The sequence below is a fragment of the Pradoshia sp. TA40_28 genome (assembly GCF_059694525.1).
Map to the genome: position 1 here is coordinate 1 of NZ_JCATZO010000013.1, position 15,408 is coordinate 15,408.

Genomic DNA, 15,408 nt, shown 5'->3' on the forward strand with positions numbered 1-15,408 from the left:
GAGTCCGGTTGAATACCGTCTTTATACCAGTCAATTAGCTGCTTAAATATTTGGTCTAACTTTTAGGGTTCAGTACAATATATTCCCTGTCTTTTTCAACGTTAATATAATTCACTTGTTAACAACATCGTTACTAGTGTTCTAAGGAAGCTCTCACCATTCATTAATTTAAGTCATAAATACAACCGCATCTATATCAATTAGATTAAGGAAAGAGGATTCAACTTAATTAGGCACCACTTTTACATCTTTCAATTCCCATTTTTCCTCTTTATACTCCCAGCTTGATTGAACTTCAGCTATTCGATCAACAACGGATGCTCCAGATACTTGTTGTGTACAAACAAGTTCCTTGTGTCCATCTTTATCGATATCTTTTACTTTTATCGATTTATATTCACTTACCAATGTTTCCGATGGCTCGCTTAATATCCCTTTATGATAAACGCCGAGTTTATCGTATTTCTTTTTATGATTTTTCAGATCAATCGTATAGGATTGATTAACTTCTGGAACCATCAAAGTAGCTTCGTAGTTATTTTTAAATGATCCATTGATATTAAGGGTGTCAGGGAGGTCGATTTGCTCAATATTATAATTATATACGCAGAAGGCATAATAATCGTTAACTCCTCCGCTTCCTCCTGTTGGAACACCCATTACGACTTCCAATGTATTATCTCCATTCAGATCGAGAAAGTCGATGGATGGTTTAAATCCACCTGGAATGGTTTCACTCTTAGTTCCCTGTTTTGTTTTGGTAACCAACTTAAATTCCTTATAATATTTAGTCTCCTGATCAAAAGGAATACCATACAAATAGACTTGGTCTTTCTTCCCGTCTCCTGTTACATCCACTTTATACGTTCCAAGTTCTACTTGCCGGTCTTTTTCGTTTAGTTTTGCAGCATTTATAGATACCGACTGCTGCAGCAAACATCCTAAAATACCGAAAATCAAAAAACGATTCATCCATTTTATCATATGTTTATCAACTCCCAGGTAAAGGATTAATTCATTATAGAATGCCTTGAATTTAGCCTTTTTATGCATAAAAACAAGAGAATCCATCAGAATAAAAAAAGCTGTAAACAGTTAAAAACTGCTTACAGCTTTTTAGTTAGATTATTAGGGAATCACGAATTTGTAACTTCAGGAGTTGTTACCCATGTTTCAACGATTGAACCATTTTCACCTTCGTCCATAAAGAACGAACCATTTGAATAGCGATCACTAGGTCGCAATTGGAAGGATGGAACTTCTTCTATCATGCCTTTTTCCGACAAAATCACAATAGCATCAAGGTCGTTTACAAATTCTACCCCTGCTACTCGATGTGGGTTTTTCTTCAACTCTCTCAGCATGACAACTCCGCGTTTTGCACGGGATGTCATTTCAAACTCGCTTCGTTTCATTTTCTTAATGGCGCCCCTCTGTGTAATCAGCGCAATCATGGAGGAATCAGTTTCATCAAACACTTTTCCTGCAACTAGATAATCATCGTCTTTTAGATTTATCCCTTTAACTCCGGAAGCACGTGCTCCAACTGTTGGGATTTCACTTTCAGAGAACATTAACCCATATCCAATCGAAGTAGCCAGGAAGATGGATTGTTTTCCATCTGTTTGATGGATATCCACAACCTGATCATCTCCTTTAAGATTAATGGCTGTTAATGGTTTTGTATATCTGGCTGCCTTATAAAGTGACAGTTCAGATTTCTTAATCATTCCATTTTTTGTAACGAATAATAAGTACGCTTCTTTTTCAAAATCGGAAACTGGGATTGCCTTTAATAGATTTTGATTCTTGTCGAGCGGTACGATATTACTGATATGCTGACCAGTATCCTTCCATCTGATATCAGGAAGTAAATGGACCGGACAGTAGATATAACTGCCTTTGTCAGTAAATAACAATAAGGTATCTGTTGTATTCATATCCAGTTTATGAAGGAGCCTGTCTCCTTCCTTCATTCCATAATCCTGACCGCCAGAAGCAGTATAAGAGCGTAAACTTGTCCGTTTTATATAGCCTTCTTTCGTGACCGTAACGATGACATCTTCACTTGGAATCAGTACATCAAGATTAATCTTAATGTCTTCAATTTTAGCTTCTATTACAGAACGGCGTGCATCTGCAAAGTCCTTTTTAACTTCTTTCAGCTCTTTTTTAATAACTGACATTAATTTCTTATCGCTGCCAAGAATAGCCGTCAGTTCTTCGATTTTCTTTCGAAGTTCTTCTGCTTCTTTTTCCAGCGCCGTAATATCTGTATTCGTTAAACGGTAAAGCTGAAGGGAAACAATCGCTTCAGCTTGTTCCTCTGTGAATGCGTATTCCTTCACCAAGTTTTCTTTAGCATCTTTTTTATCAAGGGATGCACGAATTGTTGCGATTACTTTATCAAGAATAGAAATCATTTTGATAAGTCCCTCAACAATATGTTGGCGATCACGGGCTTTGGCTAAATCAAACTTAGAACGCCTCGTGATTACTTCACGGCGATGATCAATATAAGCATCCAACATGGCTTTAATGCCCATAAGCTGCGGCCGTTTTTTATGAATGGCAACCATATTGAAATTATATGTAACTTGCAAGTCTGTATTTTTAAATAAATATTGAAGAATGACATCAGAGTCTACTTCTTTTTTTAATTCAATGACAATCCGTAATCCTGTACGATCTGTTTCATCTCTTACTTCAGAAATACCCTCAAGTTTACGATCAAGACGTAATTCATCAATTTTCTTAACAAGATTCGCTTTATTTACGTCAAATGGAAGCTCAGTTATCGTAATTTGCTGTCTTCCGCCGCGTAAGGTTTCAATAGCTGTTTTACTGCGAATGACAATTTTTCCTTTACCAGTCTCATACGCCTTTTTAATACCATCTGCTCCTTGAATAATACCTCCAGTTGGAAAATCTGGTCCTTTTACAAGGGTCATTAATTCATCAACTGTACAATCAGGGTTATCAATCTCCATAATCGTTGCATCAATAATCTCTCCAAGATTATGAGGTGGGATTTCGGTGGCATAACCAGCCGATATCCCCGTTGAACCATTTACAAGCAAATTGGGAAATTTAGCAGGTAAAACAATTGGCTCTTCAGCTGTATCATCAAAGTTTGGTACAAAATCAACTGTTTTTTTATCTATATCACTTAAAAGCTGGCCGGCGATAGAGGAAAGGCGTGCCTCGGTATAACGCATCGCTGCAGGCGGATCCCCATCAATGCTTCCGTTATTCCCGTGCATTTGAATCAGTTCACGACGCAGCTTCCAGTCCTGACTCATCCTGACCATTGCTTCATAAACAGATGAGTCACCGTGCGGATGAAAGTTACCAATTACTAAACCGACTGTCTTTGCTGATTTTCTGTACGGTTTGTCATTCGTATTGCCATCCGAATGCATGGCATAAAGGATTCTGCGTTGAACCGGTTTTAACCCGTCGCGCGCGTCCGGTAATGCCCTGTCTTGAATAATATATTTACTGTATCGGCCGAAGCGGTCGCCAATTACATCCTCAAGAGGGAGATCGCGGTACTTCTCTGCTGGTGTCATAATACTTCCTCCTCATCAGCAACCGTTAAATTCTCATTCTCTAAAATATTTTCATCTTCTTCCAAACCAAATGCAACATTGGATTCAATCCATTTACGCCTTGGTTCTACTTTATCACCCATTAGCGTGGTAATCCGACGCTCTGCCCGTGCGGCATCATCTATGCGAACACGAATCAGGGTACGCTGTTCCGGGTCCATAGTCGTCTCCCACAGCTGGTCTGCATTCATCTCTCCAAGACCTTTATATCTTTGGAGCATATAGCCTTTACCGACTTTTTTTATTGTACCTGCTAATTCATCGTCATCCCATGCATACTCGATAACTTCTCTTTTACCTGATCCTTTACTAACTTTATATAAAGGAGGTAAGGCAATGAAAATTTTACCATGTTCAATTAATGGTTTCATATATCGATAAAAGAAAGTAAGCAATAATACTTGAATATGGGCGCCGTCTGTATCAGCATCCGTCATAATAACCACTTTATCGTAGTTAATATCCTCAATAGAAAAATCGGATCCTACTCCACCGCCAATAGCGTGGATAATCGTGTTGATTTCTTCATTTTTGAAGATATCTTCAAGTTTTGCCTTTTCTGTATTAATAACTTTACCTCGCAAAGGTAAAACGGCTTGAAACCTTCGATCACGTCCCTGTTTTGCCGATCCTCCCGCGGAATCTCCTTCGACTAGATACAATTCATTCTTCAATGGGTTTCTGGACTGTGCAGGTGTTAGTTTCCCAGAAAGAAGAGCTTCCGACTTCTTACGCTTTTTACCACCGCGCGCATCTTCCCTTGCCTTCCTGGCTGCTTCTCTTGCCTGACATGCTTTAATCGATTTACGGACCAATAAGGTAGCGATGTCAGCGTTTTCCATCAAATAATACGATAATTTATCAGATACGACGGAATCAACTGCAGAACGTGCATCACTAGTACCAAGTTTACTCTTTGTTTGTCCTTCAAACTGTAATAATTCTTCTGGAATTCTTACAGAAATAATTGCAGCCAATCCTTCCCGTATATCAGAGCCATCCAGGTTTTTATCCTTTTCCTTCAACAATCCTGATTTACGGGCATATTCATTAAAGGCACGTGTAACGGCTGTTTTCATTCCCACTTCATGGGTTCCGCCATCTTTTGTTCTTACGTTATTGACAAACGACAAAATATTCTCGGAATATCCATCATTGAATTGAAAGGCAAATTCTACTTCAATATCGGACTGGGTCCCCTCAAAGCTAACGACAGGATGAAGCGTATCCTTTTCTTCGTTCAAATAGGTAACAAAGGCTTCAATACCATTCTCATAATGATAAACATCTTTTTCATCCGTACGTAAGTCTTGTAATTCGATTTTTAATCCTTTAAGTAAAAAGGCGGATTCGCGTAATCGCTCGCTTAAGGTTTCCTTGTTATAAACGATCGTAGAGAAAATACTCTGATCAGGCTTAAAATGAATGGTTGTCCCCGTTTGATTAGTTTTTCCGATTTTCTCTAATGTCGTAACGGGTTTTCCACCATTTTCAAAACGTTGCTCATAAATAAAGCCATCACGCTTTATTGTAACAACAAGCCATTCAGAAAGAGCATTTACGACAGAAGCACCAACACCATGCAGACCACCGCTAGTCTTATATCCACCCTGACCAAATTTACCTCCTGCATGGAGAATCGTTAAAATAACCTCCGGAGTCGGTTTACCCATTTTGTGCATACCCGTAGGCATTCCTCTTCCTTTATCCATTACACTGATACTATTATCTTTATGAATTTTTACAATGATTTCGTCACCGTGACCAGCTAACACTTCGTCTACGGAGTTATCTACAATTTCATAAACGAGATGATGCAAGCCTCGAGTATCCGTGCTGCCGATATACATACCCGGCCGTTTTCGGACAGCTTCCAAACCTTCAAGTACCTGGATGGCATCTTCGTTATAGTCTATAGGTTTTACTTTCTTTGCCACTTATGTACCCCTCTCTATACTTAACAACTTCTATTATATACATATTTTAAAATAAGAACAAATGTTCTCAATTATTAAAAATACTCACAGATAAGCTCTATTGCTCTATTTTTACAGATTATTTTTCGTTTCGCAAATAAAGTTTTCATAAATAGTATGTATAGGTTGCTGTCGTCGTTCTAATTACTCACCAATATTTTATGTAAATTCAGACCTTCTCTTAATTATGGTATCATGTACGCACTTTTTACAACTATTAGTTTTTGGCATCCATTACATAATAAAACCACCAATTCTATATTTATAAGTAATTGGTGGTGATTTTTAGATTTATTTAGTTAGGGCATGCTCGACTTTTATACAGCGGTCCATGATCACCGTATATCCTTTATCCTTTAGCATTTGAAAAGCTTCTTCATCTACAACACCTAACTGAGTCCAAAATATATCAGCATCGATTTCCATAAATTCCTTTGCAAGATCCATAACATATTCAGAACGTCGAAAGATATTAACGATATCTACATGTCCTTCAATCTCTTTTAAGGTTGGAACCGCCTTAACCCCCAAAACACTGTCCACTGCAGGATTGACTGGAATAATTTCATATCCATTATCCTGCATAGCTTTCGAAACCATATAGGATGTCCGCTCCGGATTATCAGATAGACCAACGACAGCTATTCGTTTCGCTTTTTTTAACAGTACACCAATTTCATCTCTACTAGGATTTTCCAATATAACTACACCCTTTCCTTTTTTTGAATATATTTTATGTATACCCATAGGCTATTATAGAATAAACGGTACTCTCCTAATAGGGAAGTGTTTAAGTTTACCAAATGAAATAAATTTGTATGTCTTTTTAAATCTACATGTTAAAATATATTAACTAATTGTGTTAGAAAGGAAATGTTTGTATGTTATATTTTTTATTTGTTCTCTCCTATTTGCTTGGTTCAATACCCTCAGGCTTAATTATAGGCAAAGTATTTTATAATACTGATATACGAGAACATGGAAGTGGAAATCTTGGCGGAACTAATACATTCCGAACCCTCGGTAAAAAAGCCGGAATTATTGTTACATCAATCGATATTTTAAAAGGAACTCTTGCAGTCCTACCGCCATACATATTTGATATACAAGTTGATTATTGGCCAGACTGGATTGCCATCCCGTTAGTATGCGGCTTATTGGCAGTTATTGGTCATATGTATCCTATATTTGCAGGATTTAGAGGCGGTAAAGCGGTAGCTACTTCAGGCGGTATTTTGCTTGGATACGATCCAAACTTATTTTTAATCTTAGTTGCATGCTTTTTTATATTCTTATTATTAACCAAAATGGTCTCCTTATCTTCCATGTTAATTGCCGTTGTAGCACTTATATATGTCATGTTTACTGATGATTTGTCCTTTCAAATTTTAATCATCTTCTTGGTAGGCTTTATCTTCTATCGACACCGTGCGAACATAAAACGGATTATCAATAAAACAGAGCCGAAGGTAAATTTGTTTAAATGAGAACATAAGGCTGTTTTTGTAACCACATTAATTGTGGTGCAAAAGCAGTCTTTTTTAGTGACTTTTTCTTTAGCATCGGTTACGTGATCAGGTTGACCTTTTTGATTACTAGAAACAGCTGGGGTAAAACGAAGCCCCCTCAGGATTGCAATTCCAACAACTAAACGGTTTTCCTACTTATAAACATGATTCATGCTGGTTAGGACTTATATCTTTGTATGACAAGTGACTATTAGAGGCCATAGGGGTTAGCAGCTAGTCTAAACCCTTTTGCCAGAGTCATCTAATTAGGTTATAGATGCTTATTGTGATTCTTCTTAAATACAAAAAGCATCTATCCAAACTTGAGTTAGAGATAGATGCCTTAGCAAAAAAATAATGAAGATTAATTAGTAGTATACCTGGCAATAGATTATATTGCTCGTCACTCTTTTAAGTCATTTCTATTTTCTACATAAATGAAATACTTCATAAGAAAGAAATAACATAACATCCCAAGCATATATGACAGTACATCGAACCAATCCGGTGTACTGTTTTCTTTAATGACGGGAATTATCCATTCCCAAGCAAAGCTGCAGATAGCCCCTAAGATGATAAAATGCTGAAGCTTATATAAATAAAAGCTGGTCCAATGACTAAACAAAAGAATTAGGTTGGTATATGCTGCAAAGGAAATCCCTCCAAGAAAGTCATTAAAATGACATTTGAGCACATAACCAATGTAGGGGACGTCTACTTTGTACTTTATTTCCTCGTTTATTAGAAAAATAAGAAGCGGTAGCAAAAATAAGACCAAATTAAGTTTTTTGATATAACTTAACCGCAGATACCAAAGATTGTAAGAGCGACTAAGATCGCGAATACTGTCCCTATAAAACCCATGGTGACTCCCTCCTCTTTTTTTTACGAGATATATCATACTTATATTATATTAAAATAATAATATCCCTTCAATAAAAGAGAATTTTTCAAATCCTCAAGAACCTTGATACAACAACCTTTCAATGATATCCGATGAGTAAATCACTAAATAAACCTTTTATGATTCTTTCTTATTTAGGTCTCTATCGTTCAGTCCCCAACTAGTTTAAACGAAAGAACCGATACATAAACAGTAGAAAAGTATCGAATTATCTGTTTTATGAGAATTACAAAACTACCTTTTTTTGCATTTTAACTTAAAAAGTGGCAATATACATGTAGTAATGTATTGATACATTGTTGAAATGAATAGAAATTTACTGAGCGGGTGAACTATGAAGAAGAAAATAATCCTCTTTTCATTCATTATTATACTCATGGGGTCTACAGGTATATTTGTGTATGTAAATAAGGAGGAAGTCTTTAAACAATCTAATGAAAGAGAAGTTACATTATCTAAAGATAAAGAGGTCGTATTATCAGAACGAATATACCAGTCCACAGCTGAAATTGGGGCGATTGGAGATATATTACTGCATGATAGGGTATATAAAGATGCGGATACTGGTTCTGGGTATGACTTTTCTGATATGTTCGCACCTGTAAAAGATATGTTAAGCAGTCCGGATTTTACGATTGCCAACCAAGAATCTATTGCAGCTGGAAGTGATCTAGGATTATCCAGTTATCCATCCTTTAACTCTCCCTATGAAATTTCGGATACCTTACAGAACGTGGGGATTGATCTGGTAACTCTAGCAAATAACCACTCACTCGATAAAGGTGAAAAAGGAATTCTACGAGCAATTGATTATTATAATAAAATTGGAATGCCATACGTGGGGATTAATAAAAATGAAGAAGATGCCAGGCGCGACCGTATTATTGAAATAAATGGAATTAAGATTGGTTTCCTATCCTACACATACGGAACGAATGGGATCCTTATTCCTGATGGGAAAGATTATCTTGTCAATTACATAGACGATTATAAAATGACACAAGATATTAAGAATATACGAAATAAAGTCGATCTCATACTGATCAATGCCCATTGGGGATTGGAATATAAACGGAATCCATCAGATGAACAAAGACGATTAGCCAAATTAATGGCCGAAGCGGGTGCTGATATCATTATCGGCCATCATCCTCATGTCCTGCAGCCAATCGAATGGATAGAGACCGATAAACATAAAACTCTAGTCGTCTATTCATTAGGTAATTTTCTTTCTGGTCAACAAAATGACTATAAAGATATCGGTGGAATGGTTAAAATCAAAATAACCAAAGAGTCATCCACTAAAGGAACTACCACAACAACTATATCCAATGTGATGTTCACTCCAACCTACGTAACGAATCAAAATGAACATGATTATAGAGTACAACCTTTTGCTAATGAGGAAGTATTTGGCCAGAGTAAAAACAATAAACAAGAACTCACTGAATTTATGCTTAATCGTACATCAAATTAAGGATTTTTATAAAGGCTGTCCTAAATGTGTAGACTCTACAAAGGGATAGCCTTTCTGTTTTATAAGATACTTAACAGTCTATGTTCAATCTTCTTCTGAAGTGACAGTAATTTAAGATTACCGTTCATTTTAATATAAAAGCTCTTTAGAAACGTTTTACTATTAAAGACTAAAAACCAGTACTCTTCTTCTTCAATCTGTTCCTTTCGCTTTTTTAATTCATTCGGCAACTGCTGCAGCAATTCTTCTATTTCTGTTAAATCCATTCCTCTTTCCAGCATTTCAAGAATAGGGATTAATAACCTTTACTCCATAACACCCTCATAATTTCGGGATAATCTTCTTTACTTAGCTTTGGATTCATCACCAATTCTTCAAAAGTGTCTGCTGCATGGGCGACACTGTGAGCCCATCCTTTCCCAGCGACATATCCTCTTAAATCTTTCTCTAGGTCCATGTACTTCATTAACATTTCTTTAATACCATTTATTTTGCTTGATGATAAAAAATTCTCTTGATTGTCTCTATTCAGTATTAATGCTACTAAAAGGGTTGTAAATGATCTTGTGAAGACAGTATCGGTTTCCTTTTCGCCGATCCCTTTAAACATTAGTTCATCTATACAAGTATCTAAGAGTTGAATTAATTGTTCAGCAACAATTTGCTTACGATTAATAATTAATTGATAAAAAGATGTATAGATTAGCTGGTCACGTAGCTCGCTATCTGTAGAGCCGATATGTACTAACATCGCCTTTAATACGGTATTTACATCTAAGCCTTTCCAGTGATAGTTTTTATCTTTGAATTCTATTAAGATAGACTTTAATTCACTTTCACTCAATGAATCTCCCGAAGATACGATCATAATGAACCCCCTTATGTGGTCAATACTAGATTCATCGGAGTGTAACTAGGGTATTAAGTGATCAACAGATAGTTCCCATACCGGATAAGTCGTTATTTTATAAACATTATGTCATAATGGTAGTATTCGAAAATCAGATAGCCTATAAAAAAAATGAATTAATATCAGGAGGATTCATCTATGAAAATTACAATAGACGAGAAATCAGCAACATGGTATAAAAATGAATTAGAACTTGAAAAAGGCGATAGCCTACGGTTCTTCCCTCGCTATGGAGGATATAGCCCTATACAATCCGGTTTCTCTCTCGGAATTAATAAAGAGGACCAAAACCAAGCAGCAGTAACCCTTGTACAGGATGAGATCACTTATTTTGTTGCAGAGGATGATGTATGGTATTTTGATGGACATGATCTTCATGTAACTTTTGACGATCAAAGGGCTGAACCTACGTTCAACTATAGTAAATAATGGCGACATCCGCTGACTAAATAAAAGCAGGTTGAGAAAACGAATTCGTTTTTCCGGCCTGCTTTTACTATATTACTCCTTCAATATCATGTACGAGATTAAGTTATTCTTCTTATAGATTTATATATACCCTTTCAGCTATTATTCCCCCTATAAATCGTCTTTATCGCACCCAACTTTTAGAATGAAAACTCTAAAAGGACCTCTAAACAGCACAAAAAAAGCCTGTCGGATCAGCCATAAAATGACTAAGCCGACGGGCCTTATACTTACACTTATCCTTATTTGCGTTTAATTTCTTCGTATTTTGCATGCCATTCTGGAAATGCTTTTTTGAACTGAATCGGTCTGAAATTGTCTTTTCTAACAACGATATGCGTGGTAGTTCCTGTTGCACATACTTGATCATGCTGATTTCGGATTTCATAACCATATAGCGTTTTCAACCCGTTATTTTCTTCTATCCATGTATGTACATATGCTTGATCGCCATAGCGTAATGGTGTCTTATAGGTTACTTGAATGTCATATACAGGAGCATAGTAGCCAGCTTCCTCCATGTCATTATATTTATAGCCTAACTCTTCAATAAAGGCAGTTCTTCCCAGTTCAAACCACTTAAGATAGTTGGCATGATACATAACGCCCATCATATCTGTATCTGCGTAAAATAACTGGATTTCTTTCTTTGAAACAAACATTCCAAACACTCCTATTCTACTATAAGGGTTCCTTCTCTATTCTAACACATTTTGAAAATCCGCCTTCACCAAGGTAGAATAGTCAACATCCTCGTCCATTTCTTCTATCAATCGAACAGCCTGCGCCTGAATAGCATTATCAACCAGATTAATGGCAAAGCGCCCATTCCCATCAATTTTAATGACATTTAATTTTTCAACTAAATAATCTTTTGCTGGCTGATCCAATACATATTGATACTTTTGAGCATAGTTTTCAATAATTTGCATCAATTCTTCAATCGTATAGTCCGGGAAATGCATGAACTTTTTAAACCTGGATGAAAAACCTGGATTACTGGAAAGCAAAGTCTTCATTTCATCCGGATAACCAGCCAAAATAATGACGAGATTTTCATTATGTTTGGTCATCTCATCAACCAATGTATTGACCACTTCTTTTCCATAGTCTGAAGTAGAAGAGCTCAATAATGAATAGGCTTCATCTATGAATAGCACACCACCCAATGCGTCTTGAATTTTCTTTTTCGTTTTAATGGCAGTCTGCCCAACGTAGCCTGCCACGAAATCAGCACGGCTTGCTACAACGAGGTGTCCTCTCTTCAACAATCCACAATCTCGAAGAATTTCGGAATATAGCTTGGCAACTGTCGTTTTTCCGGTTCCCGGATTGCCAGTAAAGACTGCATGAAGCTGAATGGGTACTGTATTCTTACCTGCCTGCCTTCTCGATTGTTGAATCTTTACAAATGCGGATAGCTTATGGATTTCTTCTTTAATTGTATCCAGCCCAACAAGATTCATTAATTCCGACTGTGGATCTCCTGTCGCTATAGGAAACTGGGAAGAAAAATCTTCTTCCTGCAAAAGAAGAAAGTTTAAAAAGCTCCCTTTATCCATCCTGTCACCAATTGAGCCTTTATGGAATATAGCATCCATGACAATTGATTTAACTGTCCTGGCATTCCCAAATGTTTGATCGACCATCTCATATTCAATTCGTTTTTTTAAAGAGGGAATCGCTTCTGGCGCGATAAAATAATAATTATTTTCTGCCGTCTGAATAGCTATCTGGACCATTTCATCCAATGAATAGTCTGGTAATTCCATATAATTAAATTGAGGAAAACGGCTCCGTAAGCCCGGGTTACTATCCAAAAATTGTCGCATTTCTTCAGGATAACCTGCTAATATAACTGCAAATTTCCCTGCGTATTCGGCACTATCCATGAGAGAAATCAGGGTATCAATAACCGTTTGTCCATAATCTGTACCTTGTTGACCATCTCTTTTCAGGCTATATGCCTCATCAATGAAGAGGATCCCCCCAATTGCTTCTTCTACGGCCTTGCGTACATTTTCCTCTGTTTGTCCAACGTACGCTCCAACCAATTTAGACCGATCTACTTCAACGATCGATTCTTTCGGCAATATCCCTAATTCATAATAGATTTTCGCTAATAATCTGGCCAGTGTTGTCTTTCCAGTTCCCGGGTTTCCTGTGAGGACCATATTAAGACTAATATCTCCGGTATTATTAAACCCCATTTTTTCCCGCTGCTTTTGGTATTTTAGAAATTGATAAAGCTGGTTAACCCGCTCTTTAATTTCAATTAGACCAATCATTTGGCTAAGTTCATCTAATGCGCTTTGATGATCTTGATGATCCTGCTTGTCTAGTTTTGATATATATTCATTGAATTGATCGATACGATTATTCAGCGTATGAAGTGAGGATTTGAACTCCTGATAAACAATAGCTGTATGAAAATTACCGCTTAAAGTCTCTTCATATTCTTTAGCAGTAGAAAGGACCTTTTGCATACAAATAAGGATTTCATCTAAATCCCTCTTTAGAGCCATACTGGCTTCCATTTCTGATGTATGACTTAGTTGCTTTAGCGCGTCAGATGTTCGATTCATATATAAATTAGTTTCAGTCATTATTTGAACGACGGTATTACGTTTGGCCGTTCGATTATCTGTTTCCCGTAAAGTTGGAATACGAAAACCGGCAAATAGATCGTTGAATTGATTTAATTGTTTTCTCTCCAATAATAATTGAATCTCAGCTCTGCCCATCAATAATCGATCTGCTTCTTCTAATAAAAGATAATATAAATCATCTTGTTCCTCTTCTTTACTTCTTTGCAGAGCCAATAAATAGAGCAATCTGCCTTCTAGTTCGTTTATTTCTTCTTGATCAGCTTTGTTGTTACAGAGCCATTGCACTGCTTCAAGCAATTCCGATTTAGCTGGCAGAGTATTTTGTTCGCTCCGTTTTCTCTCCCACTCATCAAGTTTATTTATGTATTGATTTATCGAAAGTTTCATCTTTTTGTTTCATCCTTTTTTAAGTCGATGTCTCCATCCTACCATACAACACATGTCTATTTAATCTATTTGGCTTAAAAAAAGACATAAATAGACACGTAAATTCTGGTTTTAAAAACTAGGAACAACACTCATTTCTTGCGTAAATAGATTACTTGGTGTCTCCCCATTATTTATCATTTAAAGATAGTTATATGGAGATTCCTTTTCTATGTTTTTATTACTTGGTTTCTTCATCTTGGTTGCGAGGTTTTGGGGGTTAAAATCACCATGAAGATTTGGAACATAGTTTTTTTATTTCGTTATAGAAGTAATCCTGATATCAGTCGTTTTTGAAAGCAAAAAAGAACCTGCTCGTTTACCAAAAGGGTTTACAAGCAGGTTTTCAAATGATCTTTATCCTATTATTCGCCTTTAGTTTGAATAACATCTGGATGTTTTCCAGAAGTATCTTGCATTTTTTTACCTTTATTTCCACCAGCTGCTCTTGACTGAGTTCCAATATGATTTGGTACAAATGGTTTAGGATTTCTCTTAGGATTACCCATCTTTTTTCACCCCTTCATACTTAGCATGCTTACTTATGTTAGTCTTATTAAGGGTATATTCTGGATACTATTCGGCTCTTTCCATCATTCTTTTATCAATTCGATCCTCAAGGATCGCCATAGCATGTTTATCCATAATGATCTGTTTTTTATTTTCTACGATTAAATCGGCTAAAGACATCCTTTTTCGCTTTTTCATCTATAAATCACCATCCGTATTCGTATTTTCAATATTATCATTGCCTTTACTTTCTGTATTTATAACCTTTTTTGAAAATAAGAATAACTGAATTGGCCATTAAATGTGAAAAAACAGCCTATTCGGCTGTTTACATGTTTCTAACATTTTCTTCCATTTGTTTATATTCCATTAATCCCACTACTTTTTTCTCTATGACTCCCTTTTCATTTATAAAAAATGAAGTTGGAATAGATACAACATTGTACTTTTTGTTGATATCACCATCTACATCCAATACTGTAGGAAAAGTTAAATTCAGATTCTTCATAAATCCTTTAATATCTTTATGAGAATCAATATTTACGGCAAGAACGACAACGTCTGGATAGGTTTGATGGATTTTTTCCATTTCAGGCATCTCTTTTTTGCATGGATTACACCAGGTTGCCCAAAAGTTTAGAAACACTTTCTTTCCTTTATAATCAGATAAGGAAATATCTTTTCCACTAGGATCTTTCAACGTAAAGTCAATAGCCTCATTCCCCTTATCTGCTTTAACTGAAGTATCCTGCTGATTTAATACTCCGTAAAACGCTACACCGATCAGTATCAACAGTAAGAGTGACCCGATGAATTTTTTTATAGCAAACTCCCCCCAGCCACAAATATGTATATCCCCAAAGAAATTGTATCAGTATTTCCAAATTTGCGAAAGTCTGTATATTAAAGTTTAGCTATTCTTCCTTTATTAAATGGACTTTTGTTCATGAATTCAGGATAAATGCGAACAGCTACAAAAAAAGCTGACCGAAGTCAGCTTTTTTATTTC

General features: G+C 36.3%; 15 protein-coding genes. 3 read left to right on the forward strand and 12 right to left on the reverse strand.

Annotation, left to right across the window (positions count from 1 at the left end):
- Positions 1-225: 225 nt before the first annotated feature.
- The 4 genes from AC58NB_RS14970 to AC58NB_RS14985 all read right to left on the reverse strand — a co-directional run bounded on the left by AC58NB_RS14970 (position 226) and on the right by AC58NB_RS14985 (position 6,334).
- Entirely contained in the window at positions 226-984 is a 759-nt protein-coding gene (locus AC58NB_RS14970; protein WP_497427623.1) for a YybI family spore inner coat protein, read from the reverse strand.
- A 152-nt stretch (positions 985-1,136) separates the two neighbouring features.
- Positions 1,137-3,572 carry a DNA topoisomerase IV subunit A gene (gene parC, locus AC58NB_RS14975; protein WP_497427624.1) on the reverse strand — a complete coding sequence of 812 codons (2,436 nt, stop codon included), beginning with the start codon at positions 3,570-3,572 and terminating at the stop codon, positions 1,137-1,139.
- Positions 3,569-5,527, reverse strand: coding sequence for a DNA topoisomerase IV subunit B (parE, locus tag AC58NB_RS14980; RefSeq protein ID WP_497427687.1), 1,959 nt, complete (start codon positions 5,525-5,527; stop codon positions 3,569-3,571). Before parE ends, parC begins: the two co-directional genes overlap by 4 nt.
- Before the next feature lie 351 nt (positions 5,528-5,878).
- Positions 5,879-6,334, reverse strand: coding sequence for a CoA-binding protein (locus AC58NB_RS14985; RefSeq protein WP_497427625.1), 456 nt, complete (start codon positions 6,332-6,334; stop codon positions 5,879-5,881).
- A 134-nt stretch (positions 6,335-6,468) separates the two neighbouring features.
- Here AC58NB_RS14985 and plsY point away from each other — a divergent pair, with 134 nt between their 5' ends.
- Positions 6,469-7,074 (forward strand): glycerol-3-phosphate 1-O-acyltransferase PlsY, encoded by a 606-nt coding sequence (gene plsY / locus AC58NB_RS14990; protein WP_497427626.1) that lies wholly within the window; start codon positions 6,469-6,471, stop codon positions 7,072-7,074.
- Positions 7,075-7,498: 424 nt separating this feature from the next.
- Here the strand turns inward: plsY and AC58NB_RS14995 are convergent, their stop codons facing one another.
- Entirely contained in the window at positions 7,499-7,720 is a 222-nt protein-coding gene (locus tag AC58NB_RS14995) for a hypothetical protein (protein WP_497427627.1), read from the reverse strand.
- 613 nt (positions 7,721-8,333) lie between these two features.
- On the opposite strand from AC58NB_RS14995, the gene AC58NB_RS15000 reads away from it, so the two are divergent.
- A complete protein-coding gene (locus AC58NB_RS15000) occupies positions 8,334-9,476 on the forward strand; it encodes a CapA family protein (protein ID WP_497427628.1) in 1,143 nt (380 codons plus the stop codon).
- A gap of 59 nt (positions 9,477-9,535) precedes the next feature.
- On the opposite strand, the gene AC58NB_RS15005 is transcribed toward AC58NB_RS15000, so the two are convergent.
- On the reverse strand, positions 9,536-9,757 hold the full coding sequence (locus AC58NB_RS15005) for a hypothetical protein (protein WP_497427629.1): 222 nt from the start codon (positions 9,755-9,757) through the stop codon (positions 9,536-9,538).
- Positions 9,758-9,771: 14 nt separating this feature from the next.
- Positions 9,772-10,344 carry a DUF2785 domain-containing protein gene (locus AC58NB_RS15010; protein ID WP_497427630.1) on the reverse strand — a complete coding sequence of 191 codons (573 nt, stop codon included), beginning with the start codon at positions 10,342-10,344 and terminating at the stop codon, positions 9,772-9,774.
- Between the two features lie 180 nt (positions 10,345-10,524).
- Between AC58NB_RS15010 and AC58NB_RS15015 the strand changes: the two genes are divergently transcribed.
- Positions 10,525-10,815 carry a HesB/YadR/YfhF family protein gene (locus AC58NB_RS15015; protein ID WP_497427631.1) on the forward strand — a complete coding sequence of 97 codons (291 nt, stop codon included), beginning with the start codon at positions 10,525-10,527 and terminating at the stop codon, positions 10,813-10,815.
- A 281-nt stretch (positions 10,816-11,096) separates the two neighbouring features.
- On the opposite strand, the gene AC58NB_RS15020 is transcribed toward AC58NB_RS15015, so the two are convergent.
- The 5 genes from AC58NB_RS15020 to AC58NB_RS15040 form a co-directional block, all read right to left on the reverse strand.
- Positions 11,097-11,516 carry an acyl-CoA thioesterase gene (locus AC58NB_RS15020; protein ID WP_497427632.1) on the reverse strand — a complete coding sequence of 140 codons (420 nt, stop codon included), beginning with the start codon at positions 11,514-11,516 and terminating at the stop codon, positions 11,097-11,099.
- 36 nt (positions 11,517-11,552) lie between these two features.
- The gene (locus AC58NB_RS15025; protein WP_497427633.1) at positions 11,553-13,850 is read right to left on the reverse strand and encodes an AAA family ATPase; all 2,298 of its coding nucleotides are present in this window, start codon (positions 13,848-13,850) and stop codon (positions 11,553-11,555) included.
- 404 nt (positions 13,851-14,254) lie between these two features.
- Positions 14,255-14,398: an acid-soluble spore protein N gene (locus AC58NB_RS15030; RefSeq protein ID WP_497427634.1), complete on the reverse strand. Its 144-nt coding sequence runs from the start codon at positions 14,396-14,398 to the stop codon at positions 14,255-14,257.
- 67 nt (positions 14,399-14,465) lie between these two features.
- Positions 14,466-14,597: an FbpB family small basic protein gene (locus tag AC58NB_RS15035; protein ID WP_497427635.1), complete on the reverse strand. Its 132-nt coding sequence runs from the start codon at positions 14,595-14,597 to the stop codon at positions 14,466-14,468.
- 130 nt (positions 14,598-14,727) lie between these two features.
- Entirely contained in the window at positions 14,728-15,192 is a 465-nt protein-coding gene (locus AC58NB_RS15040; RefSeq protein WP_497427636.1) for a TlpA family protein disulfide reductase, read from the reverse strand.
- Positions 15,193-15,408: the final 216 nt, after the last annotated feature.

Excerpts from the sequence above, each read along its gene's own strand:
- AC58NB_RS14970 (WP_497427623.1), bottom strand. The coding sequence starts at position 984 with ATGATAAAATGGATGAATCGTTTTTTGATTTTCGGTATTTTAGGATGT.
- parC (WP_497427624.1), bottom strand. The coding sequence starts at position 3,572 with ATGACACCAGCAGAGAAGTACCGCGATCTCCCTCTTGAGGATGTAATT.
- AC58NB_RS14985 (WP_497427625.1), bottom strand. The coding sequence starts at position 6,334 with ATGGGTATACATAAAATATATTCAAAAAAAGGAAAGGGTGTAGTTATA.
- plsY (WP_497427626.1), top strand. The coding sequence starts at position 6,469 with ATGTTATATTTTTTATTTGTTCTCTCCTATTTGCTTGGTTCAATACCC.
- AC58NB_RS15000 (WP_497427628.1), top strand. The coding sequence starts at position 8,334 with ATGAAGAAGAAAATAATCCTCTTTTCATTCATTATTATACTCATGGGG.
- AC58NB_RS15005 (WP_497427629.1), bottom strand. The coding sequence starts at position 9,757 with ATGCTGGAAAGAGGAATGGATTTAACAGAAATAGAAGAATTGCTGCAG.
- AC58NB_RS15010 (WP_497427630.1), bottom strand. The coding sequence starts at position 10,344 with ATGATCGTATCTTCGGGAGATTCATTGAGTGAAAGTGAATTAAAGTCT.
- AC58NB_RS15015 (WP_497427631.1), top strand. The coding sequence starts at position 10,525 with ATGAAAATTACAATAGACGAGAAATCAGCAACATGGTATAAAAATGAA.
- AC58NB_RS15020 (WP_497427632.1), bottom strand. The coding sequence starts at position 11,516 with ATGTTTGTTTCAAAGAAAGAAATCCAGTTATTTTACGCAGATACAGAT.
- AC58NB_RS15025 (WP_497427633.1), bottom strand. The coding sequence starts at position 13,850 with ATGAAACTTTCGATAAATCAATACATAAATAAACTTGATGAGTGGGAG.
- AC58NB_RS15030 (WP_497427634.1), bottom strand. The coding sequence starts at position 14,398 with ATGGGTAATCCTAAGAGAAATCCTAAACCATTTGTACCAAATCATATT.
- AC58NB_RS15035 (WP_497427635.1), bottom strand. The coding sequence starts at position 14,597 with ATGAAAAAGCGAAAAAGGATGTCTTTAGCCGATTTAATCGTAGAAAAT.